The organism is Streptomyces sp. NPDC048295, from assembly GCF_040652135.1.
Classification (GTDB): Bacteria; Actinomycetota; Actinomycetes; order Streptomycetales; family Streptomycetaceae; genus Streptomyces.
Genome location: NZ_JBEZLL010000027.1, coordinates 1 through 26288, shown reverse-complemented (window position 1 = coordinate 26288; position 26288 = coordinate 1). Strand labels below are relative to the sequence as shown.

Sequence of the window (26288 nt, the reverse complement as noted above, 5' to 3'; positions counted from 1 at the left end):
CCTTCACGAATCAAAAGTTGTCTAGACCAGTCTCTCACGCGGTGCGCAGTGCTCCGGCCGACCCCCGGGAACGCCCGTGATGCCCGGGGTGCCGCCGATCGGCCCTCCCAGACTGCCCCGGCCCCGATCCGTACGCGACCGCTGGCCGAGCCGTAGTCTTTGCCCATGCAGCCCGCGCAGGAGCAGAGTCCGCATCACGTTTATCCCGACCACTGGGAAGCGGACGTGGTGCTCCGCGACGGAGGTACCGCGCGCATCCGGCCCATCACCGCGGACGACGCCGAACGGCTGGTCAGCTTCTACGAACAGGTCTCCGACGAGTCGAAGTACTACCGGTTCTTCGCCCCGTACCCCCGGCTGTCCGACCGGGACGTGCACCGCTTCACCCACCACGACTACGTCGACCGGGTGGGGCTCGCGGTCACGGTCGGCGGCGAGTTCATCGCGACCGTCCGCTACGACCGGATCGACGAGCGCGGCAGGCCCGCCTCGGCACCCGCCGACGAGGCCGAGGTGGCCTTCCTCGTCCAGGACGCGCACCAGGGCCGCGGCGTGGCCTCGGCGCTCCTCGAACACATCGCGGCCGTCGCCCGCGAGCGCGGGATCCGCCGTTTCGCCGCCGAGGTGCTGCCCGCCAACACCAAGATGATCAAGGTGTTCCGGGACGCCGGATACACCCAGCAGCGCAGCTTCGAGGACGGCTCCGTCCACCTCACCCTGGACCTCGAACCGACCGCCGAGTCCCTCGCCGTCCAGCGCGGCCGTGAGCAGCGGGCGGAAGCGCGGTCCGTGCAACGCCTGCTGGCCCCCGGCTCCGTCGCTGTCATCGGGGCCGGCCGGACCCCCGGAGGCGTCGGCCGCACGGTCCTGCGCAACCTCCTCGGCGCCGGCTTCACCGGCCGTACGTACGCCGTGAACCGCGCCTTCGCCGCCGACCTGGCCACGGTCGACGGCGTGCCCGCCCACCGCTCGATCGGCGAGATCGGCGAACCGGTCGACCTCGCGGTCGTCGCCGTCCCCGCCGACCGGGTACCGGAAGCCGTCGAGGACTGCGGCGAACACGGCGTCCAGGGCCTGGTCGTCCTCTCCGCCGGATACGCCGAATGGGGCGCCGAGGGCCGGGACCGGCAGCGCGAACTGGTCCGGCAGGCCCGCTCGTACGGAATGCGGATCATCGGCCCGAACGCCTTCGGCCTGATCAACAACGCGGAAACGGTTCGGCTGAACGCCTCGCTCGCCCCCGAGCCGCCCGCCCCCGGCCGCATCGGCCTCTTCACGCAGTCCGGCGCGATCGGCATCGCGCTGCTCTCCGGGCTCTACCGGCGCGGCGCGGGCCTGTCCACCTTCATCTCCGCGGGCAACCGCGCCGACATCTCCGGCAACGACTTCCTCCAGTACTGGTACGAGGACCCCGACACCGACGTTGCCCTGCTGTACCTCGAATCGCTCGGCAACCCCCGCAAGTTCACCCGCCTCGCGCGGCGCACCGCGGCGGTCAAGCCGGTCGTCGTGGTGAAGGGCGCCCGGCACAGCGGCTCCACCCCGCCCGGCCACGCGGTGCCGATCAGCCGTATCCCGGACGCGACGGTCTCGGCGCTCATGCGCCAGGCCGGTGTGATCCGGGTCGACACCGTGACGGAGATGGTCGACGCGGGCCTCCTCCTCGCCGACCAGCCGCTGCCGGCCGGCCCCCGGGTCGCGATCCTCGGCAACTCCGAATCGCTCGGCCTCCTCACGTACGACGCCTGCCTCGCCGAGGGACTGCGCCCGCGCCCGCCCCTCGACCTCACCACCGCCGCCACCCCGCAGGACTTCCGGAACGCCCTGGCCGAGGCCCTCGCCGACGACGGCTGCGACTCCGTGATCGTGACGGCCATCCCGTGGGTCGGCGAGGACGGCGAGGCGGAGGCGGGCGACGGAGAGGTGCTCGCGGACGCGCTGCACACGGCCGCCGCCGCGGGGCCGGCCAAGCCGGTCGCCGTCGTCCACGTCGAGATCGGCGGGCTGGCGGAGGCCCTCGCCGCGGCCACCAGCACGGTCGCGCAGCCGCGCCCTGCGGCCCCGTCCGCCCCGGAAGCGCGTACCGGAGCCATCACCCCGGAAGCGCGTACCGGAGCCACCACCCCGCCCGACCCCGGCCCGGGACCGGCCGCCCCGCTCACCGGTGCCCCCGGCACCCGCGCCGGCCGGATCCCCGCCTACCCCGCCGCCGAACGCGCGGTGCGCGCCCTGGCCGAAGCGGTGCGGTACGCCCAGTGGCGACGCCAGGCCGCCGCGCCCGGCAAGGTGCCCGAGTTCCTCGACGACACCATCGACGAGACGGGCGCCGCCGAGCTCATCGACACCCTCCTCGGCCCCGACCCCGACCCGCGGGGCCGGCCGCTCGCCCACGAGGAGGCCCGCGAACTCCTGGGCCGCTACGGCATCACCGTACGGCCGACGCTCCCGGCGCCCGACCCGGACAGCGCAGTCGCCGCGGCGGCTCTGCTCGGCTATCCCGTGGCGCTCAAGACCACCGCGCCGCATCTGCGCCACCGGGCCGATCTCGGCGGAGTCCGGCTCGACCTCTCCAACGAGGCCGCGCTGCGCCGGGCGTACGGCGAACTGACCGACCTGCTCGGCAAGCCGGCCGAGCTCAGGCCCGTCGTCCAGGCCATGGCCCCGCGCGGCGTCGACACCGTCGTACGGGCCACGATCGACCCTGCGGCGGGAGCCGTCCTGTCCTTCGGGCTCGCGGGCGCGCCCTCCGAACTCCTCGGCGACACCGCCCACCGCCTCGTCCCGGCCACCGACCGCGACGCCGCCGAGCTGATCCGGTCCATCCGGGCGGCCCCGGTGCTGTTCGGCTGGCGAGGCGCGGCGCCCGTGGACACCGCGGCCCTCGAAGAGCTGCTGCTACGGGTCTCCCGGCTGGTCGACGACCACCCCGAGGTGGTCTCCATCGCCCTGGAACCCGTGGTGGTCGCCCCCCAGGGGCTGACCGTGCTCGGCGCGAGCGTCCGCCTCTCGCCGCCCCCGCCCCGCACCGATCTCGGCCCCCGCCGCCTGCCCAACTACTGACCGGGGCGCCGTCAGGTCCGAGGGGCCCCTGCGCCCTGCCGCACAACGTCCCCGGCAGTCATCCGGCCCCCGTAGGATGGTCCTCATGGCAAAGACCGGTACGACGACCCAGGGGCTGCGCGCGGCGATCGAGCGCAGCGGCTACTACCCGGCCCTCGTGGCCGAGGCGGTGGAGGCCGCTGTGGGCGGTGAGCCGGTCGCTTCGTACCTGGTGCACCAGGAGACCACGTTCGACTCCAACGAGGTGCGCCGCCATGTCACGGTCCTGGTCCTGACGGACAACCGTTTCATCGTCAGCCACACCGACGAGCAGAACGCCGACACCAGCTCCCCGTCCCCGTACGCCACCACGTCCACGGAGTCGGTCAAGCTCGACCGGATCTCCTCGGTCGTGGTCAGCCGGGTCGTGGCCAACCCGGAGAAGTACGTGCCGGGCACGCTGCCCCGCGAGGTCGTCCTCACCATCGGCTGGGGCGCGGTCTCCCGGATCGACCTGGAGCCGGCCGCCTGCGGCGACCCCAACTGCGAGGCCGACCACGGCTACACCGGCAACTCCACCGCCGACGACCTGAGCCTGCGGGTCAGCGAGGCCGGCGACGGCCCGGACACGGTGCGCCAGACCCTCGCCTTCGCCCAGGCGCTCTCCGAGGCCACGGCGGCGACCGCGGCGACCGGCCGCTGATGGCACAGCCGGCCTGGCAGGAGTACGACCCGCTCACTGTCGAGAGCGCCCCGGTCCCGGAGTACGGCAGCGGATCGCTCTCCGACCTGCTGCCCACGCTCGTCGCCGGACAGGGCGTGCCCGGCTTCACCGCGGCGATCCCCGAACTCACCCCCGCCGACCGGAACTGCGTGTTCCTGATCGACGGCCTGGGCTGGGAGCAGATCAAGGCCCACCCCGACGAGGCACCGTTTCTGCACTCGCTGCTCCCCACCTCGCGCGGCGGCACCGGCCGCCCGATAACGGCGGGCTTCCCGGCCACCACGGCCACCTCGCTGGCCTCGGTGGGTACCGGGCTCCCGCCCGGGGAGCACGGTCTGCCCGGCTACACCGCCCGTAATCCGGAGACCGGCGAGCTGATGAACCAGCTCCGCTGGAACCCCTGGACCCCGCCGAAGGCCTGGCAGCCGTACCCCACGGTCTTCAAGCTCGCCGACGCCGCGGGCGTGCGCACCGCCCAGGTCTCCGCCCCCGCCTTCGAGCAGACCCCGCTCACCAAGGTCGCGCTCAGCGGCGGCTCGTTCCTGGGCCGGCTGTCCGGCGAGGAGCGGATGGACACCGCCGCCGAACGGCTCGCCGCGGGCGACCGGTCGCTCGTCTACACGTACTACAGCGAGGTCGACGGCAAGGGGCATCGCTTCGGTGTCGACTCCGACGCCTGGCGCGGACAGCTGATGTACGTGGACGGACTCGCCCGGCGCCTGGCCGAACAGCTCCCGCCCCGCTCGGCGCTGTACATCACCGCCGACCACGGCATGATCGACATCCCGTTCGACGAGCAGTCCCGGATCGACTTCGACGAGGACTGGGAGCTGCGCGCGGGCGTCGCCCTGCTCGGCGGCGAGGGCCGGGCCCGTCATGTGTACGCCGTCCCGGGAGCCGAGAACGATGTGCTGACCGTCTGGCGGGAAGTGCTCGGCGAGCAGTTCTGGGTGGCGAGCAGGGACGAGGCGATCGCGGCCGGCTGGTTCGGCCCGAAGATCGACGAGCGGGTGCACGGCAGGATCGGCGACGTCGTCGCGGCGGCCCACGACGACGTGGTGATCACCGCCTCGGTCAATGAGCCGCACGAGTCCGCGATGGTGGGCATGCACGGCTCGATGACCCCCGTCGAGCAGCTCGTCCCGCTCCTCGAAGTACGCTCGTAACCGCGTTTTCCCGACCGACCACTGCTTCTCCTCCCGCCCGAAAGGTGCTCAGCCCCTCATGCCCGAGCTTGTGTTCTTCTCCGGAACGATGGACTGCGGAAAGAGCACGCTGGCGCTGCAGATCGGCCACAACCGTTCGGCACGCGGTCTGCAGGGTGTGATCTTCACCCGTGACGACCGGGCGGGGGAGGGCAAGCTCTCCTCTCGCCTGGGGCTGGTCACCGAGGCCGTCGAGGCGGATGAGGGCATGGATCTGTACGCCCATCTCGTCGACCGGATAAGCCGGGGCGGCCGGGCGGACTACGTGATCGTGGACGAGGCGCAGTTCCTGGCGCCCGTCCAGATCGACCAGCTCGCGCGCATCGTCGACGACCTCGACATGGACGTCTTCGCGTTCGGTATCACCACCGACTTCCGGACCAAGCTGTTCCCCGGGTCCCAGCGGCTGATCGAGCTCGCCGACCGGGTCGAGACGCTCCAGGTCGAAGCGCTCTGCTGGTGCGGCGCGCGGGCCACGCACAACGCCCGGACGGTCGGCGGCGAAATGGTCGTCGAAGGCGCGCAGGTCGTCGTGGGCGATGTCAACCAGCAGGCGGGCGAGGTCGGTTACGAGGTGCTGTGCCGGCGCCACCACCAGCGCAGGACGACCAGCGCGAGCGCCCGCGCGGGCGCGCTGTCGCCGGACGTGCTGCCCGTCACCTCCGTCTGAGCCGCCCGGTCGGCGCCGTGCGCGGCTGCTTAGGATGACGCCTGTGAACACGGTGAGCGCAGAAGAGTCCGGGGCCGGGCCGGGCCCGCTGGGCAAGGTGCAGCCCAGGCAGCTGATCGTGACCGTCTACGGGCTGTACGCGCGCGACACCGACGGCTGGATGTCGGTGGCCTCACTGATCCAGCTCCTGGCCGACCTCGACGTCGAGGCGCCGACCGTGCGCTCCTGCGTCTCCCGGCTGAAGCGGGCCGGACTGCTGGAGGCCCAGTCGGTGTCCGGAGCGGCCGGATACCGGATCTCGCCCGAGACCGAGCGGATACTGCGCGACGGCGATCCGCGCATCTTCGCGGCCCGGCGGGCCACCGTGGACGAGGGCTGGGTACTGGTCGTCTTCTCGGTGCCCGAGTCCGAACGCGCCAGGCGGCACACCCTGCGCACCCAGCTCACCCGGCTCGGTTTCGGTTCCGTGTCCGCCGGGGTGTGGATCGCTCCGGGACATGTGCACGACGAGGCGGAGTCCATGCTCGCCAGGCACGGACTGCGCTCGTACGCCGACCTCTTCCGGGCCGACTACCTTTCGGCCGGCGGCGGCGATGCGGACGAACTCGCCGCGAAGGTCCGCTCCTGGTGGGACACCGACCGGCTGCAGCGGCTGTACGTCGAATTCCTCGCCGCGCACCGTCCGGAGGCCGAACGGATCGCGCGCGGAGCCCCGGTGACGGACCGCCAGGCGTTCACGACGTACATCGGGGTCCTCACCGACTGGCGCCGGCTGGTCTACCTCGACCCCGGGGTCGCGCGTGAACTACTGCCCGGGGAGTGGAGCGGAACCCACGCCTCCGAGCTCTTCGACGAGATGCACACACGGCTGGCCGGACCCGCTCATCGGCATGTCGAGCGGGTCCGAGCGCGCTGACGCCTCTGCCGGACGGCTCAGCGGGCGTCCGAGCGGATGATCGTGAACGCCGCACCCTCCGGGTCCGCCACGGTCGCCACCCGGCCGCTCGACCCCTCCCGGGGCGGCTGCAGGATGTAGCCGCCGAGCTCGACCACGCGCCGGGCCGCCTCATCGGTGTCGGCGACCTCGAAGTACGTCATCCAGTGCGGGCCCCGGTCGCGCGGCAGTGCGTGGCCGACGCCGTGCAGCGAGGCCACCGGCCGGCCCTTCAGATGCAGGGTCTGGTAGTCGAAGTCGGCCGAGACGACCGCCTCCGCCTCGTAGCCGAAAACCGTCTGGTAGAACTTGCAGACCGTCGCGGTCTCGCGGGTCACCAGCTCGTTCCAGACCGGGGTGCCGGGAGCCCCGGCGAGCGCTGTGCCGATGTGCGCGGCGGCCTGCCAGACCCCGAAGACCGCGCCGCTGGGGTCGGAGGCGATGGCGAGCCTGCCCGCCTCGCCCGCGTCGAGCGGCCCCACGGCGACCGTGCCACCGCAGGACCGGATGGTCTCCGCCGTGAGATCCACGTCGTCGCTGGCCAGATAGGTCGTCCAGGCGACCGGCAGATGCCGCTCGGGCGGCAGCTGGCCGACACCCGCCACCACCTTCCCGTCGATCGTCGCCCGGACGTACGGACCCAGCTGGTCCGGACCCGGCACGAATTCCCAGCCGAACAGATCGGCGTAGAAGTCCTGGGTCGTGCTCAGGCCGTGCACGATCAGACTCACCCAGCAGGGTGTTCCGGGCGTACGCGGAGCGGCAGCCTCGATCATCGTCACTCTCTTCTCGGACCATCGGGGTGGCCGTACAGGGGGATCGGGGCCGGCGTGCCGTCGCGCGGTACGGGATGTGTACGCCCCGTGCAGATGCTTGCACCACCCGGCGCACGAAGCGCTCCGGCCGCGCCGCACTTTCCGGGATCTCGACGGAGGAAGGCCGATTTGATGCGGTGCGTCCGTTTCAGCGGTGTCACGGATGGGGTGACTCCTGCGCGAGGATGGCACCCATGAAGCCCATCATCACCGCATCCGAATACGCGAGCGAGTCGGCGGGGCCACGTCCGCCGGTGCTCCTCGACGTACGTTGGCAACTGGGTGGCCCGCACGGGCGGCCCGACTACGAGGCCGGGCACATTCCCGGTGCGGTCTTTGTCGATCTGGACGCGGAACTCGCCGGACCGGCAGGCCGCGGCGGCCGTCATCCACTGCCCGACCCGGAGGAATTCGGGGCGGTGATGCGCCGGGCCGGTGTCTCCCGGGACACCCCGGTGGTCGTGTACGACGGCGGCCAGGGCTGGGCGGCGGCACGTGCCTGGTGGCTGCTGCGCTGGACGGGGCACCCGGACGTCCGGGTGCTGGACGGCGGGCTCGCCGCCTGGACGGGTGAACTCCAGCAGGAGACCCCGGTCCCGGCCGAGGGCGACTTCCGGCCCGCGCCCGGTGCGCTGCCTCTGCTGGACGCGGACGGGGCGGCGGCGCTGGCGCGCTCGGGTCTGCTGCTGGACGCCAGGGCCGCCGAGCGCTACCGGGGCGACGTGGAGCCGATCGACCGGGTGGGCGGCCACATCCCGGGCGCCGTCTCGGCTCCGACCTCCGAGAACACGGGGGAGGACGGCCGGTTCCTGGCCGCTCAGGCGCTGGCGGTGCGCTTCAGGGGGCTCGGCGCCGACCGGGCGCAGGAGATCGGCGTCTACTGCGGCTCCGGGGTCTCCGGGGCCCATGAAGTACTGGCCCTGGCCGTGGCGGGCATCCCCGCGGCGCTGTACGCGGGTTCCTGGTCCGAGTGGTCCGCTGACGAGTCCCGCCCGGTCGCCACGGGGCCCGAGCCGCAGTAACGGGACGGGCGCCGACCCGACCGGCCGGACCCGCCGCACCCGGCCCCGCAGGCGCCGGGTGCGGCGGACGCACACGGCACGAGGGCCCGCACGCAGTGGCGTACGGGCCCTCGTCATCCTGTGGTCGCTCCGCTCAGTCCTGCTTCTTGCGGCGCGTACCGAAGACGATCTCGTCCCAGGTCGGTACGGCGGCCCGGCGGCCCGGCCGGACGCCGTCCGCCTCTGCCTGGCGGTCCGTCGTCCCGGTCAGCCGGTCACGGTGACCGGCCACCGCTCGTGGCATCAGCACATCCGCGTAGGCGGAACCGGCGCCCGCGGAGGCCGCCGCGGCCGGCGGCTCGTCCACGTCCGGCTCCTGGGCGGCGGGGTCGATCGCGGGCGGCTCCGGCGGCGCCGGACGCTCCGGCACCACCATGTCGCCGCGGAAGCTCGGCACCGCCTCCAGCAGGCTGGTAAGCGAATCGCGCTCACCGGCCGAGATCTGCTCCTCGGGCTCGGGCGGGGGCGGCGGGGCCGTGGGCCGCTCCATCTGACGGTCCAGGGCGCGGTCCAGCGGCCGGTCGCGCGGCAGCCGGGCGATCCGGGGCACGAACGGGAAGCTCGGCTCGGGCGCGGCGACGTCGTCGGTCTCGCCGATCAGCGAGCGCGCCTCGTCGTCCACGGCCTGCACCAGCCGGCGCGGCGGGTCGTACGTCCAGCTCGCGGAGTGCGGCTCGCCGGCGACCCGGTAGACCAGCAGGACCTCCCAGGTGCCGTCGTCCCGGCGCCAGGAGTCCCACTGGGCGGTCTCCTTGTCGGCGCCGCGCAGCAGCAGCCGCTCCTGCACCGCCTCGCCCAGCTGGGGGCCGGCGTTCTCACCGGGACGGCGCACGGGGGTCTTCCGGGCCCGCTCGGCCATGAAGGCGCGCTCGGCGAGCACGGGGCCCTCGAAGCGGCGGACACGGTCGACGGGGATCCCGGCGAACTGGGCGACCTCCTCGGCGGAGGCACCGGCTCGTATCCGTGCCTGGATGTCGCGGGGGCGGAGGTGGCTCTCCACCTCGATCTCGATCTGGCCGAGCCGCGCGCGGTCGTTGCGCACGGCGGCTCGCAGCCGCTCGTCGATGGGAAGCGTGTACTCCGTGCTGTCCGCAGCCTTGAGCACCAGTCGTGTGCCGTCGTTGGAGACGGCCACGACACGCAGTTCGGGCATGGGGACCTCCCGGGTGGTGCCTGCCGACGTCACGTGCGTCGCTGCTTCCGCTAGTCGAGTGTGGCCTGCCCGGGTGCAGCCTGCCACAACATTGCCGTGTTGCCCGGCGTGTCGGGCGTGAGCCCTTGATCGCCGGTATGACACGGTGACCTATTCTGCAACATAAAGTGACCTTCGGTCACTTCGTGTAGCCAGTCCCCGTGCGATGCCGTGGCGCCGCCGGATCGAGTGCCTCCTTCGGCCCCCTCCCGAAGATCCCGGACACCCGTACGGGAGTCCGGCCCCAGGGCTCGCCACAGTACTCCATTCGGGCCACCGGGGTGGACCGCCGCGCCGTCGAAGTTCTCCTGAGGTGCGGGAGTTGGGCTACCCGGCCGAAGGCGGCGCATCCTCCGCGCGTGTCCTGCTTCACAGAATCCCCCGAAGCGGAACTAATCACTTCGCTCAAATGTCCCTTCCTGTTGCATGGTGGGAGAGATGTCAATCAAGGGCTGGAAATGGTGCAGAAGCCGGAAAGTGACATAGAACCCAAGGAAAGGCGTATAGATCTGAGCCTGCCACAGGTGGCGGGCAGCGCTGTGGCGGCGGTCGCGGCAGCGGTGGCGGCCTCCCAGCTGGGTGTGTACGGAACGATCCTCGGCGCCGGAGTGATGAGCGTCGTCGCCACCTGCGGCGGTTCGGTCTTCCAGCATTTCTTCCGGCGCACGGGGGAGCAGATCCGCGAGGTCACGGTCCAGGTGAAGCACCCGGGCCGCGAGGTGACCGTGCATACGCGTGAGACCACCGGTGCGCGTGCGACGAAGAAGGCAACGCGAGGGCCGACGGGCACAACGCCCTCCCGCGCCGCCTCCGGCACTCCCGGCGGAGCCACGGACGCCACCACGGCGCTGCCGGCCATGGACGCCACGACCGTGCTGCGCAGGGCGGACGCCACGGCCGCGCCGCGCGACCCGGCCGGCGATCCGGACCGTACGCGGATGCTGCGCCCCCTCGACGCGACCCAGCTCCTCACCACCGGGCGGCCGGAGCCGGACGAGGAGTTCTCCGAAGCCACCACGCACGGCACCCGGCTCCGCGGCTGGAAGCGGTCGGCGCTCGGGGCGGCCGTGGTCTTCGTCCTCACGATGGCGGGGATCACCACGTACGAGCTGATCTCCGGCAACGACCTGAGCGGTGGTCAGGGCACGACCGTCGGCTCCGTCGTGCGCGGCGGGGAGCGGGGTTCGGGGTCGGACGATCCGGCGCCGTCGACGACCACCGACCCCGGTCAGGGGCGGACGCCGGGCCAGGAGAGCGGCACGACGCCCGGTACGGACCAGCAGGGCGGCGCGAGCCGGAACCCGGACTCCGGCGGGGGCGACAGCTCCTCGGCCGACCCGACGCCCGGCCCCACCCGGTCGGGCGGCACCGGTGACCGTACGAGCCCGTCCCCGGCGGCCACTCCCTCCCCGTCGGCACCCGACGACGGTGCCTCCCCCGGCACGGCCCCCGCGGGCGGCGGCGAGGCCCCGGCACAGGGCAACGGTGCCACGGCCGGCACGGACACCGGACAGTGAGCGGCTCCGCGCGCCCCGGGCGCGCGGAGCTCACGGCCGGCGGGCGCTACTCGCCCAGCACCCGGCGCAGGTAGTCGTTGCCGAAGAGCCGGTCCGGGTCCAGCCGGTCGCGCACGGCGGTGAACTCGCCGAACCGCGGGTACACCCCGGCGAGGTACTCGGCGTCGCGGGTGTTGACCTTGCCCCAGTGCGGACGCCCGGCATGGGCGGTCATGATGCGCTCGACCGCCGTGAAGTACGCCTGGTAGGGCGTGCCCCTGTAGAGATGGACGGCGATGTACGCGCTCTCGCGGCCCGAGGCCGTGGAGAGCGCGATGTCGTCCGCGGGGGCGGTACGGACCTCCACCGGGAAGCTGATCCGCAGCGGCGAACGCTCGACCATCGCCTTCACCTCGCGCAGCGCCTCCACGGCCGCCTCACGCGGCACCGCGTACTCCATCTCCACGAAGCGGACCCGGCGCGGGCTGGTGAAGACCTTGTACGGGATGTCGGTGTACGTACGGGCCGACAGGGCGCGGCTGGAGAGCTTGGCGATGGACGGGATGGTGGCGGGGACCGCCCGGCCGAGCGAACAGGCCACCTGGAAGATCCCGTTGGAGAGGAGCTCGTCCTCGATCCAGCCGCTGAGCTTTCCGGGCGGGGCGGCGGGGCCCGCGCTGCGGTTGTTGCGCTTGGTGTTGCAGTTCCCGGTGTGCGGGAACCAGTAGAACTCGAAGTGCTCGTTCCCGGCGACGAGCTCGTCGAAGTCGGTCATGACCCGGTCGAAGGCCATCGGCTCCTCGCGGGCGGTCAGCAGGAAGACGGGCTCCACGGCGAAGGTGATCGCCGTGACGACACCCAGTGCGCCGAGCCCGATCCGGGCGACGGCGAAGACGTCGGCGTTCTCCTTCTCGGAACAGGTCAGCACCGTGCCGTCGGCGGTGACCAGTTCGAGGGCGCGGATCTGCGCGGATATGGAGGCCGAGTCGCGGCCGGTGCCGTGGGTGCCGGTCGAGGTGGCGCCCGCGACCGTCTGCTCCATGATGTCGCCCATGTTGGTGAGCGAGAGACCCTCGCGGGCCAGGGCGGTGTTCAGCCGCTTCAGCGGGGTGCCGGCCTCGACGGTCACCGTCATCGCCTCGCGGTCGATGTTCCGGATGCCGGTGAGCAGGTCCGGGCGGATCAGCACGCCGTCGGTGGCCGCCGCCGCGGTGAAGGAGTGCCCGGTGCCGGCCGGCTTGACCCGCAGACCGTCCTCGGACGCCCGGCGCAGCACCTCGGCCAGCTCCGGAACGGAGGCGGGGGACACGGCCCGTACCGGCCGGGCGGTGACGTTCCCCGCCCAGTTACGCCACGCGTTCGTCGTCGTCCGTGCGTCGGTGTCGGTCATCTTCCGCGCGCCCTTCCGTAGGAACCGGCCCGCTGAGCCGGCGATACCCCAGGAACGCCACCGCGGCCGCGAGCGCTCCCGACACGACGGACACCGCGTACCCCGCCCCGGCCCCCGACGCGTCGACCACCCAGCCGGCGGCCGATGAGCCGAGCGCCACCCCGACGGCGAGCCCGGTGCTGGTCCAGGTCATGCCCTCGGTCAGTTCGGTGCGCGATACGTGCTGTTCGACGAGGGCCATGGTGCTGACCATCGTCGGTGCGATGGCGAGACCCGCGACAAAGAGCGCCACGGCCAGGAACGGCAGGCTCCCGGCCAGTTGGAGGGGGATCATACTCACGGCCATCGCGCACACGCCCACCAGCCACCGGGTGGACGCCTTCCCCTTGAGGTGCAGCAGGCCGAAGACCGCGCCGGCCAGGCAGGACCCCAGCGCGTACACCGCCAGTACGAGGCTCGCCGCGGCCTTGTGGCCACGCTCCTCGGCGAAGGCCACCGTCACCACGTCCACGGACCCGAAGATCGCACCGGTGGCCACGAAGGTCACCACGAGCACCTGGAGGCCCCGGGAGCGCAGCGCGGAGCCGCCGGTGTGCTCCCGGCGCGGATGCGGAACCGGCTCGGTGGCCCGCTGCGCGGTCAGCCAGAGGACGCCGACCAGCAGGAACCCGGCGGCCAGCAGCGGCCCCGCCTCCGGGAACCAGGCCGTGGACAGCCCGATCGAGATGATCGGCCCGAAGATGAAGCACACCTCGTCGACGATCGACTCCCACGAGTACGCGGTGTGCAGCTCGCGCGGCGAACCGCGGTAGATCTCCGCCCAGCGGGCCCGGATCATCGATCCCACGCTGGGCACGCAGCCGGCGCCCGCCGCGAAGACGAAGAGCGTCCAGTCGGCCAACCGCTGCTGCGCGCAGATCAGGAGCCCGGCCACCGCCGCCAGCGCGACGAGGGTGGCGGGACGCAGCACACGGCGCTGCCCGTGCCGGTCCACGAGCCGGGAGATCAGCGGACCGAGCACCGCCGCCGACATCGCGAGCGTCGCGGAGAGCGCGCCGGCGAGGCCGTAACGGCCGGTGAGCTGGGAAATCATGGTCACCACACCGATGCCCATCATGGACAGCGGCATCCGGCCGAGGAATCCGGCCGCCGAGAACCCCTTGGTGCCGGGGACGGCGAATATCGCGCGGTAGGGACTGGGCAAGGAGAGCTCCGGAACAGCGTGATCGCACGCGCCTGTAATACGTGAAGGTAACCGATACAGCTTACGGTCGGGGCGGACGGTCCGACAGTGGGGTGGGTCCCCGAGCCGATGTCGGTGGGAGGGCTGTCCGAGGCGGGTGGCAGGATCGGTGTCATGTCCGATCTGCGCGATCCCGCCCCCTACGACGCCCTGCTGCTGCTCTCCTTCGGCGGCCCCGAAGGCCCGGACGACGTGGTCCCGTTCCTGGCGAACGTGACCCGTGGCCGAGGCATCCCCGAGGAGCGGCTGAAGGAGGTCGGCAAGCACTACTTCCTGTTCGGCGGCGTCAGCCCGATCAACGCCCAGAACAGAGCCCTGCTGGACGCCCTGCGCAAGGACTTCGCCGAGCACGGACTGGACCTGCCGGTGTACTGGGGCAACCGCAACTGGGCGCCGTACCTCACCGACACCCTGCGCGAAATGACCGCCGACGGGCACCGCCGCATCGCCGTCCTCGCCACCAGCGCCTACGCCTCGTACTCCGGCTGCCGTCAGTACCGCGAGAACCTCGCCGGGTCACTGGCCGCCCTGGAGGCGGAGGGGCTGCCGGTGCCCCGGGTGGACAAGCTGCGGCACTACTTCAACCATCCCGGCTTCGTGACGCCCATGGTGGACGGCGTCCTCGCCTCCCTGGCCGACCTCCCCGAGGACGCACGCGCCGGGGCGCATCTCGCCTTCACCACGCACTCCATCCCCACCTCGGCCGCCGACACCTCCGGCCCCGTCGAGGCGCACGGCGACGGCGGCGCCTACGTCGCCGAGCACCTCGACGTCGCCCGGCTGATCATCGACGCGGTGCGCGAGGAGACCGGCGTCGAGTACCCCTGGCAGCTCGTCTACCAGTCGCGCAGCGGCGCCCCGCACATCCCCTGGCTGGAGCCCGACATCTGCGACCACCTGGAGACGCTGCACGCGCAGGGGGTGCCCGCCGTGGTGATGGCCCCCATCGGATTCGTCTCGGACCACATGGAGGTCCTGTACGACCTCGACACCGAGGCCACCGCGAAGGCCGCCGAGCTCGGACTGCCGGTGCGCAGGTCGGCGACCGTGGGAGCCGACCCGCGGTTCGCCGCGGCCGTGCGCGAACTGGTGCTGGAGCGCGCCGCCACCGAGCGGGGGCAGGGCAAGGAGCGGTGCGCACTGGGCGCGCTCGGCCCGGGCCACGACCTCTGCCCGGTCGGCTGCTGCCCGGCCCGGGCCCCCAAGCCCGCCGCCGCGGGTGCCGACAGCCCCTACGCGTGAGCGCCCCGCCGTACGCCCACAGATCCCCTGGAGAGTCGTGACCGACCCGAACCTGTCCGAACTGCTCGACCTCGCCCTGGAGGCCGCCGGCCGCGCGGGCGCGCTGCTCCGTGACGGCCGCCCGGCCGATCTGGGAGTGGCCGCGACCAAGTCCAGCCCGATCGACGTCGTCACCGAGATGGACCTCGCCGCCGAGAAGCTGATCACCGGCTTCCTGAGCGAACGCCGCCCGCAGGACGGCTTCCTCGGCGAGGAAGGGACCAGCACCGAGGGCAGCAGCGGCGTCCGCTGGGTCATCGACCCGCTCGACGGCACCGTGAACTACCTGTACGGACTGCCCACCTGGGCCGTCTCCATCGCCGCCGAACGGGACGGCGTGCGCGTCGTGGGTGTCGTGGAGGCCCCGATGCGCCGCGAGACCTACCGTGCGGTGCTCGGCGGCGGGGCGTACGCCACGGGTGGCGCGTACGGCGAGGGCACCGCTCTGCGCTGCCGGCCCGCGCCGCCGCTCGACCAGGCGCTCGTCTCGACCGGTTTCAACTACGTCAGCGACGTCCGTGCGCACCAGGCGGACGTGGCTCAGCAGCTGATCCCGCGGCTTCGCGACATCCGGCGTAGCGGTTCCGCCGCGGTGGACCTCTGCGACGTGGCCTCCGGCCGTCTCGACGGCTACTACGAGCGCGGGCTCCATGCCTGGGACCTGGCGGCCGGCGACCTCATCGCCCGTGAGGCGGGCGCGTACACCGGTGGGCGCCCCGGACAGCCCGCCGACGGTGATCTGACGATCGCCGCGACGCCGGGCGTCTTCGAGCCGCTGCAGGTCCTCCTGGAGGAGTTCGGCGCCTGGCACGACTAGGGACTTCCGTTCGGATCAGGGCGGATCGGGGCGGATCGGGGCGGCACCGGGCCACGTGGGCCCGGCATGATCCGAACGAGAGGCCTTCGGGCACATGTGAAGGGCCCCTGACGCCGGTCATGGCGTCAGGGGCCCTTCACATGTGCGTACTCAGACGCTGGTGGCGCCGATCTCGACGCCGTGCTCGGCGGCGAGGCGGTGAAGGTCCTCCAGCTCGCTCTGCTCGACATCCGCGAGGAAGTCGTCGCCCGTCTCCCGGGCTCTCGTGAGGTCGTGCTCGGTGGTCCTGATCCGCTGCAGCAGACCTGCGGTGAAAGCGTCCATAATGCGCCCCCTCATCGTGGGTCGGTGGCACGGGGGTGTGCCCGGGGTTTCCCTCCGCACGGAGGCGGTAGGGCGGGTGATCACGCGCTCTCCGGGGACGGAGTGGCCTGTGGGACGCCACATTCAAGGCGTGATCGCGGGTGTGAATTCGTCCTCCCCGGGCCCGGGGCGGGAGAAACCTCAACTGGGCGGAAAATCCGGTGAATTCCGCTGGGCCCCAGGTGGGGCAGCGCCGCCTTACCGCCGGTTTATGCGCGTTGCGGGCAGGATGGAGCCGCACAGACCAGTGCCGACGGATGCCCGGATCACGGACCGTGGGTGCTTCGACACGTTCTGAAGTTTCTAAGGAAGGACAGCGCCGTGCGCGTACTCGTCGTGGAGGACGAGCAGCTGCTCGCCGATGCGGTGGCCACAGGATTGCGCCGGGAGGCCATGGCCGTCGATGTCGTGTACGACGGTGCGGCGGCCCTGGAGCGCATCGAGGTCAACGACTACGACGTCGTGGTGCTGGACCGGGACCTCCCCCTGGTGCACGGCGACGACGTCTGCCGGCGGATCGTCGAGCTGGGCATGCCCACCCGGGTGCTGATGCTCACCGCGTCCGGGGACGTCAGCGACCGGGTCGAGGGCCTGGAGCTCGGGGCCGACGACTATCTGCCCAAGCCGTTCGCCTTCAGCGAGCTCACCGCACGGGTGCGGGCGCTCGGCCGGCGTACGACGGTGGCCCTGCCGCCCGTCCTGGAGCGGGCCGGCATCAAGCTCGACCCCAACCGGCGCGAGGTCTTCCGGGGCGAGACGGAGGTCCAGCTCGCGCCGAAGGAGTTCGCCGTGCTGGAGGTCCTGATGCGCAGCGAGGGTGCGGTCGTCTCGGCCGAGCAGCTGCTGGAGAAGGCCTGGGACGAGAACACCGACCCGTTCACCAATGTCGTCCGGGTGACCGTCATGACGCTGCGCCGGAAACTCGGCGAGCCGCCGGTCATCGTCACCGTGCCCGGTTCCGGCTACCGGATCTGACGGCCGATGCCCACCGTCCCCGCGCCGCCGACGGCGCCCCCGAAGCCCACCTGGGAGCCCAAACAGCAGGAGCCCCCCTACTGGCTGCGTCCGACCATCCGGATACGGCTCACGCTGCTCTACGGCGGCATGTTCCTGATCGCCGGCATCCTGCTGCTGTCGATCATCTACATGCTGGCGGCGCAGGCCCTGCACGTGGGCAGTGAGCTGCCATTCAAGATCGTCAACGGGCAGGTCACCAGCGATGTCTGCAACCTGCCCGAGAAGGCCTCGCCGGAGACCTTCAACGCGGCGATGAACTCCTGCGTCAACCACCAGCGGCAGCAGGCGCTCGACACGCTCCTGAACCGGTCGCTGCTGGCCCTGGTGGGCCTCAGCGTCATCGCCTTCGCCTTCGGTTACGCGATGGCCGGGCGGGTGCTCTCGCCACTGGGCAGGATCACCCGCACCGCCCGCCGGGTGGCCGGAACGGATCTGTCCCGCCGGATCGAGCTGGACGGCCCGGACGACGAGCTGAAGGAGCTCGCCGACACCTTCGACGAGATGCTCGACCGACTGGAGCGGGCCTTCACCGCCCAGCAGCGGTTCGTCGGCAACGCCTCGCACGAGCTGCGCACACCGCTGGCGATCAACCGCACGCTGCTGGAGGTCCATCTCTCCGACCCCCAGGCCCCGCCGGAGCTGAAGCAGCTCGGCAAGACCCTGCTGGCCACCAACGAGCGCAGCGAGCAGCTGGTCGAGGGCCTGCTGCTGCTGGCCCGCAGCGACAACCAGATCGTCGAGCGCAAACCGGTCGACCTCGCGGAGGTCGCCTCGCGCGCGCTCGACCAGACGCGCGGCGAGGCCGAGGAGCGCGGTGTGGAGATCCGCGGCGAGCGGGCCCCCGCCGTCGTGCAGGGCAACGGCGTCCTGCTGGAGCGGATCGCGCTGAACCTCGTACAGAACGCCGTGCGCTACAACGTCCCCGAGGGGGGCTGGGTGGAGGTCACCACCGAGCTCCAGGGCGGCCAGGCCGTGCTGGTGGTCTCGAACACCGGCCCGGTGGTGCCGGCGTACGAGATCGACAACCTCTTCGAGCCCTTCAGACGGCTCCGTACGGAGCGAACGGGCAGCGACAAGGGGGTCGGGCTCGGCCTGTCGATCGCGCGCTCCGTGGCGCGCGCACACGGTGGCCGTATCATCGCGGAGCCCCGTGAAGGCGGTGGTCTTGTGATGCGTGTCTCACTTCCGGTCTGAGGGGCCGGGCGGAGGGATCCGCGCATGAATTGGTTTGTTCGCTTTGAGCGGAATTTTCGGGACCTGCGCCCGGATCGTCCGTGTGTGATCGATCACAGGAGCGAATATGTGACCGTCAACGCTCCGTGATCAGGGACTCCCCCCGAAAACCCGCAAAACTCGGGGTTTTCGGAGCCCGATATCACGGGAAGTACACGGGGTGGCGCCCGTGGAGCGCGACACCGGGACCGTGTACGGTCCCCATCGCCACCCAAGCCGGCCGCTCCTGAGCGGTCCTATTGGGTGTCGATTGAGTAACAGACCTTGATGTGAGGCAAAATCTCCGCCTCGGGTCGGGCACAAGTCCGGCCTCTCACGCGTTACGTGCGCTGAGACACCGCAGACACCCAGAGGGGGAGAGCGACATGGCAACGGATTACGACACCCCACGCAAGACCGATGACGACGTCGACCAGGACAGTCTTGAAGAACTCAAGGCTCGCCGGAGCGACAAGACGGCGTCCGCCGTCGACGTCGACGAATTCGACGCGGCCGAAGGACTGGAGCTGCCCGGCGCAGACCTGTCCAACGAGGAGCTGGCCGTCAGGGTCCTGCCCAAGCAGGCCGACGAGTTCACGTGCATGAGCTGCTTCCTCGTGCACCACAGGAGCCAGCTGGCACGCGAGAAGAACGGCCAGCCGATCTGCCGCGACTGCGACTAGGTCGCGCCGACCGTGGCAGGCGACACACCGTTCCGGAAGCGGCGCTTGCGGCGCAAGAGGTCGTCGGAGGCGTATCAGGGCGGCACGGGCCCGGCAGAAGGCGTAGCAGCGCCTGCCGAGCCATCCGCCCTGCCACCCTCCCCGGGCGAGCGGGACGACGAGCGGGGCCGGCCGGCCTCGCTCGAAGCGGTTGTCGCGGCGGCCGAAGGAGTCGACACGGCCGATGGGGCCGGACAGGTCGACAGGACGGAGCCCGTGACCGGGGCAGGCCGTCTGGGTTCAGTGAAACGGGGCGTACGCAAGAGCGGGGAGAGTGCCAAGGCAGCGATCGGTCATATCGCCGACCTGATCATCGAGAACGCTCCCCGCATCCCTGTGCGCGATCTCGCCACCCTGCGCAAGCAGTTCCCCGGCCTCGGCCCGGAGGAGCTCGCCGACAAGCTGGTCGCGGGCGCGAGCAGGGGCAGCGCCACCGTCGGCGCCGGAATCGGCGCGGCGGCGATGATGCCCGTACCGCCCGCCATGCTCGCCGAGCTGGCGGCGGAGATCACGGGTGTGGCCGCGATCGAGATGAAGCTCGTCGCGGAGCTGCACGAGGTCTACGGACAGCGCCCGCCGGGCGGGCTCGGCCAGCGTTCCACGGCCTACCTCACGTCCTGGACGGAGGAGCGCGGAATCGACGTCGCCCACCCCACGACGGTCAACGCCGCGCTGGGCGGTCAGATGAAGCGCGAGCTGCGCCAGCAGATCATGAAGCGCATGGCGCGCGATCTGCCGAGTCTGGTCCCGTTCATGGTCGGCGCCGCCGTCGGCGCGGCGATGAACCGCCGCGACACCAGAAAACTCGCCGAACGGGTCAGGAAGGACCTGCGCAAGCACCAGATCCCCTGGGACAGGCTCCCCGAGCTGCCTCCGCTGGAGCGGCAGGTGGGCCCCCGCAAGGCCCTGCCGGGCGAGCCGGACGCCCAGAGGCGCCGGGGCCGCCGCGGGAGCGGAAAAGGGAACTAGGCGCGTACGGCCATGAGGGCCGCCACCAGGGCCTGCGGCTCGCGCGTCGACAGATAGAGGTACGGAGTCGGGTCCTGCGGGTCGGTGACCTCCACCCGGACCGCCGTCGGGATGTAGCTGCGCAGCAGCATGAACGCGCGGGTGTCCGCCTTGTACGTGCGCCACGCGCGCGCCTCCTCCCCGTCCAGCACCTCGGCCTCGCCGAGCGCCGTCACCGGAATCCGTGCGTCGCCGGCGACCAGCGCGCCCGCCACGACCCGGATCCTGGCCGAGCCGTAGGAGCTCACCGCGACCGCGGACAGGGCCGTGCCGCCCACCAGGCCGGCCAGCAGGGGCAGGGTGCCGAGCGGCAGCAGCATCAGCGCGCAGGCGATGCCGACCAGGAGGGCGATGAGCCACCACGAACGGGGCGCGGTCAGTCGTTCGTCGAAAGGCGGGGTGGAAGGCTGCATGGACCCAAGCTTGGCACGGTGCGACCCGCGGGTAGCCGCGCGGGTAAGGTCTGCGCCTGTGAGTGGAACATCTGCGGCTCTGAAGCCCCCGGCCGACGCGGTGAAACCGGTCCGGCACCCCGAAGCCCCGGCCCCCGGCGAACTCCTCGGCGCGCACTACGAACACTGTTTCGGCTGCGGCGGAGGACAGCAGCACGGGCTGCACCTCCAGGCGCGGGCCGGTGACGGCGTCAGTGTCACCGCCGAGTTCACCGTGAAGGCCGCCCACCAGGGCGCCCCGGGGCTGGCGCACGGAGGCATCCTGACCACCGCGCTGGACGAGACGCTCGGTTCGCTGAACTGGCTCCTGCGGGTGATCGCCGTGACCGGACGGCTGGAGACCGACTTCGTGCGGCCGGTTCCGGTGGATACCGTGCTGCACCTCGACGCGGAGATCACCGCGGTGCACGGCCGGAAGATCTACTCCCGGGCGACCGGCCGGATCGGCGGCCCGGACGGGCCCGTCGCGGTCCGGGCCGAGGCGCTCTTCGTCGAGGTGAAGGTCGACCACTTCATCGAGAACGGCCGCCCGGCCGAGATCCGGGCGGCGATGGCCGACCCGGACCAGGTCAGGCGCGCCCGGGCCTTCGAGGTGAACCCCTGATGCGCCGGCCCGTGGACGTACTGATCCGTCGGATCGACCCGGACGTGCCGATTCCGGCCTATGGGCACCCGGGCGACGCCGGAGCCGACCTGGTGACCACCGAGGCCGTCGTGCTCGCCCCGGGCGAGCGGGCGGTGCTGCCCACCGGGGTGTCGATCGCGCTGCCCGACGGATACGCCGCGTTCGTGCACCCGCGCTCCGGCCTCGCCGCACGCTGCGGAGTCGCCCTCGTGAATGCCCCGGGGACGGTTGATGCCGGGTACCGTGGAGAGATCAAGGTGATCGTCATCAACCTCGACCCGCGTGAGCCCGTGCGGTTCGAGCGGTTCGACCGGATTGCCCAACTGGTCGTCCAGCAGGTCGAGAAGGTGCGCTTCCACGAGGTGGCGGAGCTGCCCGGCTCGGCCCGCGGCGAGGGAGGCTTCGGATCCACCGGAGGGCATGCTTCCGGTGATGTTGATGGCGTCAGGGGCGGGATTACCCAGGGCGGGAACAGCTACGCTTCGGTCGTACCCGACCGGGAAGGACAGTGACGTGTTCGGACGTCGCAAGAAGAGTGGTTCCGCCGAGGACGCGGCGGACGAAGCGCGCGAGGCCGAGCAGGTCGTCGACGAGCTCGATGACACCGACGGCGCCGCGAGCGGCCCGCGTCGGGTGAACCTCCCGCCGGCACCCCGGCCGGACGGCCCGTGGGACGTCTCCGAGGTCTCCCAGCCCGGCGAGGGACGCGTCGACCTGGGTGGCGTCTTCGTGCCGGGCGTCGAGGGCATGGAGCTGCGCGTCGAGGTGGCCGGTGACGCGATCGTCGCCGCGACCGTGGTGCTGCGCGACAGCGCCATCCAGCTGCAGGCCTTCGCCGCGCCGAAGAAGGAAGGCATCTGGGGCGAGGTCCGCGAGGAGATCGCGTCCGGCATCACCCAGCAGGGCGGGATCATCGACGAGGTCGAGGGCCCGCTGGGCTGGGAGCTGCGTGCCCAGGTCCCCGTACAGCTCCCGGACGGGACGAACGGCGTGCAGCTGGTGCGCTTCGTCGGCGTCGACGGGCCGCGCTGGTTCCTCCGCGGAGTGATCTCCGGCCAGGGCGCCGTGCAGCCGGAGGCCGCCGGGCTGCTGGAGACGATCTTCCGGGACACCGTGGTCGTCCGCGGCGAGGGCCCGATGGCGCCGCGCGACCCGATCGTCCTCAAGCTGCCCGATGACGCCCAGATGGTCCCCGAAGGGGTCCAGCAGGAGAGCCAGGAGAGTTCGAAGTTCTCCGGTGGCATGGGCCAGCTCCAGCGCGGACCCGAGATCACCGAGGTGCGCTGAGCGGGCACGGGCAACCGCCCGGCACAGCTTCGGCCGGTGGGCCGTATCCCCTTTCGAGGGGGTGCGGCCCACCGGCCGTTCCGCGTCCGGAAGAAGGCACCGGGCCGTGCGCAAGACAGGTTCCGGACAGCGCGCAGAGGGGGCGCGTATGGGGCGCGTATCGGGCACGTATGTGCGCCGTAAAAGGCCCGCCGTTCCCCGTAAGGAAGACATCAACGCAGGCCAGGACACCTGTGGCGGGAGGTTTGCTCAAGAGGTCCGAGAATCCGTACCTCATCTAGGAGCACACGATGGCCGATGTGGCCTTCGTCGTCACCACGATCGCGGTCTTCGCGCTGGTGGCTCTCGTCGCCAAGGGGGTGGCGAAGCTGTGACTGCCGAGAACATCGTCGGCCTGATCGTGGCCGTCGCCCTGCTGGGCTACCTCGTCCTCGCCCTTCTGTACCCGGAGAGGTTCTGAGCGCGATATGAGCCCCGTCCTCGCTGGTGTGCTCCAGGTTCTCGCGCTCGTCGTGGCGCTGGGGCTGGTGTACCGTCCGCTCGGCGACTACATGGCCGGCGTCTACTCCTCGACCAAGCACCTGCGCGTCGAGAAGTGGATGTACAAGGCCGTCGGCGCCGACCCGAACACGCAGATGCGCTGGCCCGCGTATCTGCGGGGGGTGCTCGCCTTCTCCGCGGTGAGCGTCCTCTTCCTCTATCTGCTGCAGCGGCTCCAGGGCGCGCTGCCCGGTTCGCTGGGCTTCGCCTCGATCGACCCGGACCAGGCGTTCAACACGGCGGCGTCCTTCGTCGCCAACACCAACTGGCAGTCGTACTACGGCGAACAGGCCATGGGCCACGTCGTGCAGACCGGCGGCCTCGCGGTGCAGAACTTCGTCTCGGCCGCCGTCGGGATGGCCGTCGCGGTGGCCCTCGTACGCGGCTTCGCCCGCTCCCGCACCGGTGAGCTCGGCAACTTCTGGTCCGACCTGGTGCGCGGCACCGTACGGATCCTGCTGCCGATCGCCGCCGTCGGCGCGCTGCTGCTGGTGGCCTGCGGTGCGATCCAGAACTTCGCCGGCATCCACGAGGTCGGGCAGTTCATGGGCGGCTCGCAGCAGTGGAACGGCGGCGCCGTGGCCTCCCAGGAGGCCATCAAGGAGCTGGGCACCAACGGCGGCGGCTACTTCAACGCCAACTCGTCCCACCCGTTCGAGAACCCCAACGGGCTGTCCAACCTTCTCGAGATCTTCCTGATCCTGGTCATTCCGTTCGCGCTGACCAGGACGTTCGGCCGGATGGTCGGCTCGCTCAAGCAGGGATACGCGATCCTCGCGGCGATGGGCGTCATCTGGCTGGGCTTCACCACCCTGATGATGTGGACCGAATTCAGCCACCACGGGCCCGCGTTCGAGATCGCGGGCGGGGCGATGGAGGGCAAGGAGACCCGGTTCGGGATCGCCGGCTCCTCGATCTTCGCCGTGGCCACGACCCTCACCTCCACCGGTGCGGTGAACTCCTTCCACTCCTCGTACACGGGCTTCGGCGGCGGGATCACCATGCTGGGCATGCAGCTCGGCGAGATCGCGCCCGGAGGCGTGGGTTCCGGCCTCTACGGCATGCTCGTCATGGCGATCATCGCGGTGTTCATCGCCGGGCTGATGGTCGGCCGGACGCCGGAGTACCTCGGCAAGAAGATCGGCACCCGCGAGATCAAGCTCGCGGCCTGCTACATCCTGATCACCCCGGCACTGGTGCTCTGCTTCACCGCCGCGGCGATGGCACTGCCCACCCCGCCCCACTCGATGACCAACACCGGCGCCCACGGATTCTCCGAGATCCTCTACGCCTACACCTCGGGCGCCAACAACAACGGTTCGGCGTTCGCCGGGCTCAACGCGGACACGCAGTGGTTCAACACCACGATCGGTCTCGCGATGCTGCTCGGCCGCTTCCTGCCGATGGTGTTCATCCTCGCCCTGGCCGGCTCGCTCGCCGAGCAGAAGCCCGTACCGGCGACCGTGGGCACCCTGGGCACGCACAAGCCGCTCTTCAGCGGACTGCTGGTCGGCACGATCCTGATCATCACCGGGCTGACCTTCTTCCCGGCCCTGGCGCTGGGGCCGCTGGCCGAAGGGCTGGCGTCATGACCACTCGTACGGAGCAAGAGGACGCGATGTCCACTGTCACCCCCACCCGGGCACCGCACCAGGACGCGCCCACGGGTCACCAGAGCGAAGGACGCGTCGGCGGGGGCCTGTTCGACCCCGCGCAGCTGATCCGCTCCTTCCCCGACGCCGTACGCAAGCTCGACCCACGGGTGATGGTCAAGTCCCCGGTGATGTTCGTGGTGCTGATCGGCTCGGTGTTCACGACCGTGCTGGCGTGCCTGGACCCGGGCGAGTGGTTCGGCTGGGCGATCGCGGCCTGGCTGTGGCTGACCACGGTCTTCGCCAACCTGGCGGAGGCGGTCGCCGAGGGACGCGGCAAGGCGCAGGCCGACACGCTGCGCAAGGCCAAGACCGACACCGTCGCGCGGCGGCTGGCCGGCGGGAGCGAGGAGCAGGTGCCCGGCACCGAGCTGCGCATCGGTGATCTGGTGGTCTGCGAGGCCGGTGACGTCATACCCGGCGACGGCGATGTCGTCGAGGGCGTCGCGAGCGTCGACGAGTCCGCGATCACGGGCGAGTCCGCCCCGGTCATCCGGGAGTCCGGCGGCGACCGGAGCGCCGTCACCGGGGGCACGAAGGTGCTCTCCGACCGCATCGTCGTCAAGGTCACCACCAAGCCCGGCGAGACGTTCATCGACCGGATGATCGCCCTGGTCGAGGGTGCCGCCCGGCAGAAGACGCCCAACGAGATCGCGCTGAACATCCTCCTCGCGTCCCTCACCGTCGTCTTCCTGCTCGCCGTCGTCACCCTCCAGCCCTTCGCGATCTACGCCGGGCAGCCGCAGTCGATGATCGTGCTGACCGCGCTGCTGGTCTGCCTGATCCCGACGACCATCGGCGCACTGCTCTCCGCGATCGGCATCGCCGGCATGGACCGGCTGGTCCAGCGCAATGTCCTCGCCATGTCCGGGCGTGCCGTGGAGGCCGCCGGCGATGTGTCGACCCTGCTGCTCGACAAGACCGGCACGATCACGCTCGGCAACCGGCAGGCCGCCGAGTTCGTACCCGTGAAGGGCACGACCGAGGCCGAACTGGCGGACGCGGCACAGCTCTCCTCGCTGGCCGACGAGACGCCGGAGGGCCGCTCGATCGTCGTGCTCGCCAAGGAGAAGTACGGGCTGCGCGAGCGCCACCAGGGCGAGCTGCGGCAGGCCGAGTGGGTCGCGTTCACCGCCCAGACCCGCATGTCCGGCGTCGACGTGGACGGACGCAGGGTCCGCAAGGGGGCCACCGGTTCGGTCGTCGCCTGGGTGAAGGAGCGCGGCGGCACCGTCTCGCAGGACGCGCAGGCGCTCACCGACACGATCTCCGGGGCGGGCGGCACGCCGCTGCTGGTGGCCCTGGAGGACGAGCACGGCGCCCGGGTCCTCGGCGTCATCCACCTCAAGGACGTCGTCAAGGAGGGCATGCGGGAGCGGTTCGACGAGCTGCGCCGGATGGGGATCCGTACGGTCATGATCACCGGCGACAACCCGCTGACCGCGAAGGCCATCGCCCAGGAGGCCGGCGTCGACGACTTCCTCGCCGAGGCCACCCCCGAGGACAAGATGGCGCTCATCAAGCGCGAGCAGGGGGGCGGCAA

25 protein-coding genes are annotated in these 26288 nt (G+C 71.6%); 19 read left to right on the top strand and 6 right to left on the bottom strand.

Features of this window, described 5'->3' with window-relative positions; translation table 11 throughout:
• Positions 1-165: 165 nt before the first annotated feature.
• The 5 genes from AB0D53_RS31835 to AB0D53_RS31815 all read left to right on the top strand — a co-directional run bounded on the left by AB0D53_RS31835 (position 166) and on the right by AB0D53_RS31815 (position 6554).
• Complete coding sequence (locus AB0D53_RS31835) at positions 166-3060, top strand: GNAT family N-acetyltransferase (RefSeq protein WP_362452605.1); 2895 nt, start codon at positions 166-168, stop codon at positions 3058-3060.
• 85 nt (positions 3061-3145) lie between these two features.
• A complete protein-coding gene (locus AB0D53_RS31830; protein WP_329819355.1) occupies positions 3146-3742 on the top strand; it encodes a DUF5998 family protein in 597 nt (198 codons plus the stop codon).
• On the top strand, positions 3742-4929 hold the full coding sequence (locus tag AB0D53_RS31825; protein WP_362452604.1) for a nucleotide pyrophosphatase/phosphodiesterase family protein: 1188 nt from the start codon (positions 3742-3744) through the stop codon (positions 4927-4929). The genes AB0D53_RS31830 and AB0D53_RS31825 overlap by 1 nt, the downstream gene beginning before the upstream one ends.
• A 58-nt stretch (positions 4930-4987) precedes the next feature.
• A complete protein-coding gene (locus AB0D53_RS31820; protein ID WP_266427783.1) occupies positions 4988-5638 on the top strand; it encodes a thymidine kinase in 651 nt (216 codons plus the stop codon).
• 34 nt (positions 5639-5672) lie between these two features.
• Positions 5673-6554 carry a PaaX family transcriptional regulator C-terminal domain-containing protein gene (locus tag AB0D53_RS31815; RefSeq protein WP_362452603.1) on the top strand — a complete coding sequence of 294 codons (882 nt, stop codon included), beginning with the start codon at positions 5673-5675 and terminating at the stop codon, positions 6552-6554.
• 17 nt (positions 6555-6571) lie between these two features.
• Here AB0D53_RS31815 and AB0D53_RS31810 read toward each other — a convergent pair whose 3' ends face one another.
• Positions 6572-7348 carry a VOC family protein gene (locus tag AB0D53_RS31810; RefSeq protein ID WP_329819358.1) on the bottom strand — a complete coding sequence of 259 codons (777 nt, stop codon included), beginning with the start codon at positions 7346-7348 and terminating at the stop codon, positions 6572-6574.
• Positions 7349-7581: 233 nt separating this feature from the next.
• On the opposite strand from AB0D53_RS31810, the gene AB0D53_RS31805 reads away from it, so the two are divergent.
• On the top strand, positions 7582-8409 hold the full coding sequence (locus AB0D53_RS31805; RefSeq protein ID WP_362452601.1) for a sulfurtransferase: 828 nt from the start codon (positions 7582-7584) through the stop codon (positions 8407-8409).
• A 133-nt stretch (positions 8410-8542) separates the two neighbouring features.
• Here AB0D53_RS31805 and sepH read toward each other — a convergent pair whose 3' ends face one another.
• A complete protein-coding gene (sepH, locus tag AB0D53_RS31800) occupies positions 8543-9601 on the bottom strand; it encodes a septation protein SepH (RefSeq protein ID WP_362452600.1) in 1059 nt (352 codons plus the stop codon).
• A gap of 497 nt (positions 9602-10098) precedes the next feature.
• Between sepH and AB0D53_RS31795 the strand changes: the two genes are divergently transcribed.
• Positions 10099-11157: a hypothetical protein gene (locus AB0D53_RS31795; RefSeq protein ID WP_362452599.1), complete on the top strand. Its 1059-nt coding sequence runs from the start codon at positions 10099-10101 to the stop codon at positions 11155-11157.
• A 46-nt stretch (positions 11158-11203) separates the two neighbouring features.
• Here AB0D53_RS31795 and AB0D53_RS31790 read toward each other — a convergent pair whose 3' ends face one another.
• Entirely contained in the window at positions 11204-12526 is a 1323-nt protein-coding gene (locus AB0D53_RS31790; RefSeq protein WP_362452598.1) for a D-arabinono-1,4-lactone oxidase, read from the bottom strand.
• Positions 12483-13730: an MFS transporter gene (locus AB0D53_RS31785; RefSeq protein WP_362452596.1), complete on the bottom strand. Its 1248-nt coding sequence runs from the start codon at positions 13728-13730 to the stop codon at positions 12483-12485. The genes AB0D53_RS31790 and AB0D53_RS31785 overlap by 44 nt, the downstream gene beginning before the upstream one ends.
• A gap of 153 nt (positions 13731-13883) precedes the next feature.
• Between AB0D53_RS31785 and AB0D53_RS31780 the strand changes: the two genes are divergently transcribed.
• On the top strand, positions 13884-15011 hold the full coding sequence (locus AB0D53_RS31780; protein ID WP_362452595.1) for a ferrochelatase: 1128 nt from the start codon (positions 13884-13886) through the stop codon (positions 15009-15011).
• Between the two features lie 37 nt (positions 15012-15048).
• Positions 15049-15867, top strand: a complete 819-nt coding sequence (locus AB0D53_RS31775) for an inositol monophosphatase family protein (protein WP_362452594.1) — start codon at positions 15049-15051, stop codon at positions 15865-15867.
• 150 nt (positions 15868-16017) lie between these two features.
• Here AB0D53_RS31775 and AB0D53_RS31770 read toward each other — a convergent pair whose 3' ends face one another.
• On the bottom strand, positions 16018-16191 hold the full coding sequence (locus tag AB0D53_RS31770; RefSeq protein WP_329819366.1) for a hypothetical protein: 174 nt from the start codon (positions 16189-16191) through the stop codon (positions 16018-16020).
• Positions 16192-16551: 360 nt separating this feature from the next.
• Between AB0D53_RS31770 and AB0D53_RS31765 the strand changes: the two genes are divergently transcribed.
• The 4 genes from AB0D53_RS31765 (at position 16552) to AB0D53_RS31750 (ending at position 20150) form a co-directional block, all read left to right on the top strand.
• On the top strand, positions 16552-17205 hold the full coding sequence (locus tag AB0D53_RS31765; RefSeq protein ID WP_072485872.1) for a response regulator transcription factor: 654 nt from the start codon (positions 16552-16554) through the stop codon (positions 17203-17205).
• A 6-nt stretch (positions 17206-17211) separates the two neighbouring features.
• Positions 17212-18441 (top strand): ATP-binding protein, encoded by a 1230-nt coding sequence (locus AB0D53_RS31760; RefSeq protein ID WP_362452592.1) that lies wholly within the window; start codon positions 17212-17214, stop codon positions 18439-18441.
• Between the two features lie 404 nt (positions 18442-18845).
• Positions 18846-19142 (top strand): DUF4193 domain-containing protein, encoded by a 297-nt coding sequence (locus AB0D53_RS31755; protein WP_003965732.1) that lies wholly within the window; start codon positions 18846-18848, stop codon positions 19140-19142.
• Between the two features lie 12 nt (positions 19143-19154).
• Entirely contained in the window at positions 19155-20150 is a 996-nt protein-coding gene (locus AB0D53_RS31750) for a hypothetical protein (RefSeq protein ID WP_362452591.1), read from the top strand.
• Here the strand turns inward: AB0D53_RS31750 and AB0D53_RS31745 are convergent.
• The gene (locus AB0D53_RS31745; RefSeq protein WP_362452590.1) at positions 20147-20602 is read right to left on the bottom strand and encodes a DUF3093 domain-containing protein; all 456 of its coding nucleotides are present in this window, start codon (positions 20600-20602) and stop codon (positions 20147-20149) included. The two genes, AB0D53_RS31750 and AB0D53_RS31745, sit on opposite strands and share 4 nt — an antisense overlap.
• Before the next feature lie 58 nt (positions 20603-20660).
• Here AB0D53_RS31745 and AB0D53_RS31740 point away from each other — a divergent pair, with 58 nt between their 5' ends.
• The 6 genes from AB0D53_RS31740 to kdpB all read left to right on the top strand — a co-directional run.
• Positions 20661-21245: a PaaI family thioesterase gene (locus AB0D53_RS31740; RefSeq protein WP_329819370.1), complete on the top strand. Its 585-nt coding sequence runs from the start codon at positions 20661-20663 to the stop codon at positions 21243-21245.
• Positions 21245-21778, top strand: a complete 534-nt coding sequence (gene dut, locus AB0D53_RS31735; protein WP_362452589.1) for a dUTP diphosphatase — start codon at positions 21245-21247, stop codon at positions 21776-21778. Before AB0D53_RS31740 ends, dut begins: the two co-directional genes overlap by 1 nt.
• 1 nt (position 21779) lies before the next feature.
• Positions 21780-22553: a DUF3710 domain-containing protein gene (locus AB0D53_RS31730; RefSeq protein WP_362452588.1), complete on the top strand. Its 774-nt coding sequence runs from the start codon at positions 21780-21782 to the stop codon at positions 22551-22553.
• A gap of 370 nt (positions 22554-22923) precedes the next feature.
• Positions 22924-23013, top strand: coding sequence for a K(+)-transporting ATPase subunit F (gene kdpF, locus AB0D53_RS31725; protein WP_037701211.1), 90 nt, complete (start codon positions 22924-22926; stop codon positions 23011-23013).
• A gap of 7 nt (positions 23014-23020) precedes the next feature.
• Positions 23021-24685 carry a potassium-transporting ATPase subunit KdpA gene (kdpA, locus tag AB0D53_RS31720; RefSeq protein WP_362452586.1) on the top strand — a complete coding sequence of 555 codons (1665 nt, stop codon included), beginning with the start codon at positions 23021-23023 and terminating at the stop codon, positions 24683-24685.
• Positions 24682-26288, top strand: a 1607-nt coding sequence (kdpB, locus tag AB0D53_RS31715) for a potassium-transporting ATPase subunit KdpB (RefSeq protein ID WP_362452585.1), incomplete at its 3' end; no start/stop codon positions are given. The genes kdpA and kdpB, both read left to right, overlap by 4 nt.

What these genes read in the sequence shown, in the direction of transcription:
- AB0D53_RS31790 (WP_362452598.1), bottom strand. Translation starts at nt 12,526, where the DNA reads ATGACCGACACCGACGCACGGACGACGACGAACGCGTGGCGTAACTGG.
- AB0D53_RS31820 (WP_266427783.1), top strand. Translation starts at nt 4,988, where the DNA reads ATGCCCGAGCTTGTGTTCTTCTCCGGAACGATGGACTGCGGAAAGAGC.
- AB0D53_RS31760 (WP_362452592.1), top strand. Translation starts at nt 17,212, where the DNA reads ATGCCCACCGTCCCCGCGCCGCCGACGGCGCCCCCGAAGCCCACCTGG.
- AB0D53_RS31795 (WP_362452599.1), top strand. Translation starts at nt 10,099, where the DNA reads ATGGTGCAGAAGCCGGAAAGTGACATAGAACCCAAGGAAAGGCGTATA.
- AB0D53_RS31770 (WP_329819366.1), bottom strand. Translation starts at nt 16,191, where the DNA reads ATGGACGCTTTCACCGCAGGTCTGCTGCAGCGGATCAGGACCACCGAG.
- AB0D53_RS31835 (WP_362452605.1), top strand. Translation starts at nt 166, where the DNA reads ATGCAGCCCGCGCAGGAGCAGAGTCCGCATCACGTTTATCCCGACCAC.
- dut (WP_362452589.1), top strand. Translation starts at nt 21,245, where the DNA reads ATGCGCCGGCCCGTGGACGTACTGATCCGTCGGATCGACCCGGACGTG.
- AB0D53_RS31755 (WP_003965732.1), top strand. Translation starts at nt 18,846, where the DNA reads ATGGCAACGGATTACGACACCCCACGCAAGACCGATGACGACGTCGAC.
- AB0D53_RS31805 (WP_362452601.1), top strand. Translation starts at nt 7,582, where the DNA reads ATGAAGCCCATCATCACCGCATCCGAATACGCGAGCGAGTCGGCGGGG.
- AB0D53_RS31825 (WP_362452604.1), top strand. Translation starts at nt 3,742, where the DNA reads ATGGCACAGCCGGCCTGGCAGGAGTACGACCCGCTCACTGTCGAGAGC.
- AB0D53_RS31830 (WP_329819355.1), top strand. Translation starts at nt 3,146, where the DNA reads ATGGCAAAGACCGGTACGACGACCCAGGGGCTGCGCGCGGCGATCGAG.
- AB0D53_RS31810 (WP_329819358.1), bottom strand. Translation starts at nt 7,348, where the DNA reads ATGATCGAGGCTGCCGCTCCGCGTACGCCCGGAACACCCTGCTGGGTG.
- kdpA (WP_362452586.1), top strand. Translation starts at nt 23,021, where the DNA reads ATGAGCCCCGTCCTCGCTGGTGTGCTCCAGGTTCTCGCGCTCGTCGTG.
- AB0D53_RS31745 (WP_362452590.1), bottom strand. Translation starts at nt 20,602, where the DNA reads ATGCAGCCTTCCACCCCGCCTTTCGACGAACGACTGACCGCGCCCCGT.
- sepH (WP_362452600.1), bottom strand. Translation starts at nt 9,601, where the DNA reads ATGCCCGAACTGCGTGTCGTGGCCGTCTCCAACGACGGCACACGACTG.
- AB0D53_RS31815 (WP_362452603.1), top strand. Translation starts at nt 5,673, where the DNA reads ATGACGCCTGTGAACACGGTGAGCGCAGAAGAGTCCGGGGCCGGGCCG.
- AB0D53_RS31780 (WP_362452595.1), top strand. Translation starts at nt 13,884, where the DNA reads ATGTCCGATCTGCGCGATCCCGCCCCCTACGACGCCCTGCTGCTGCTC.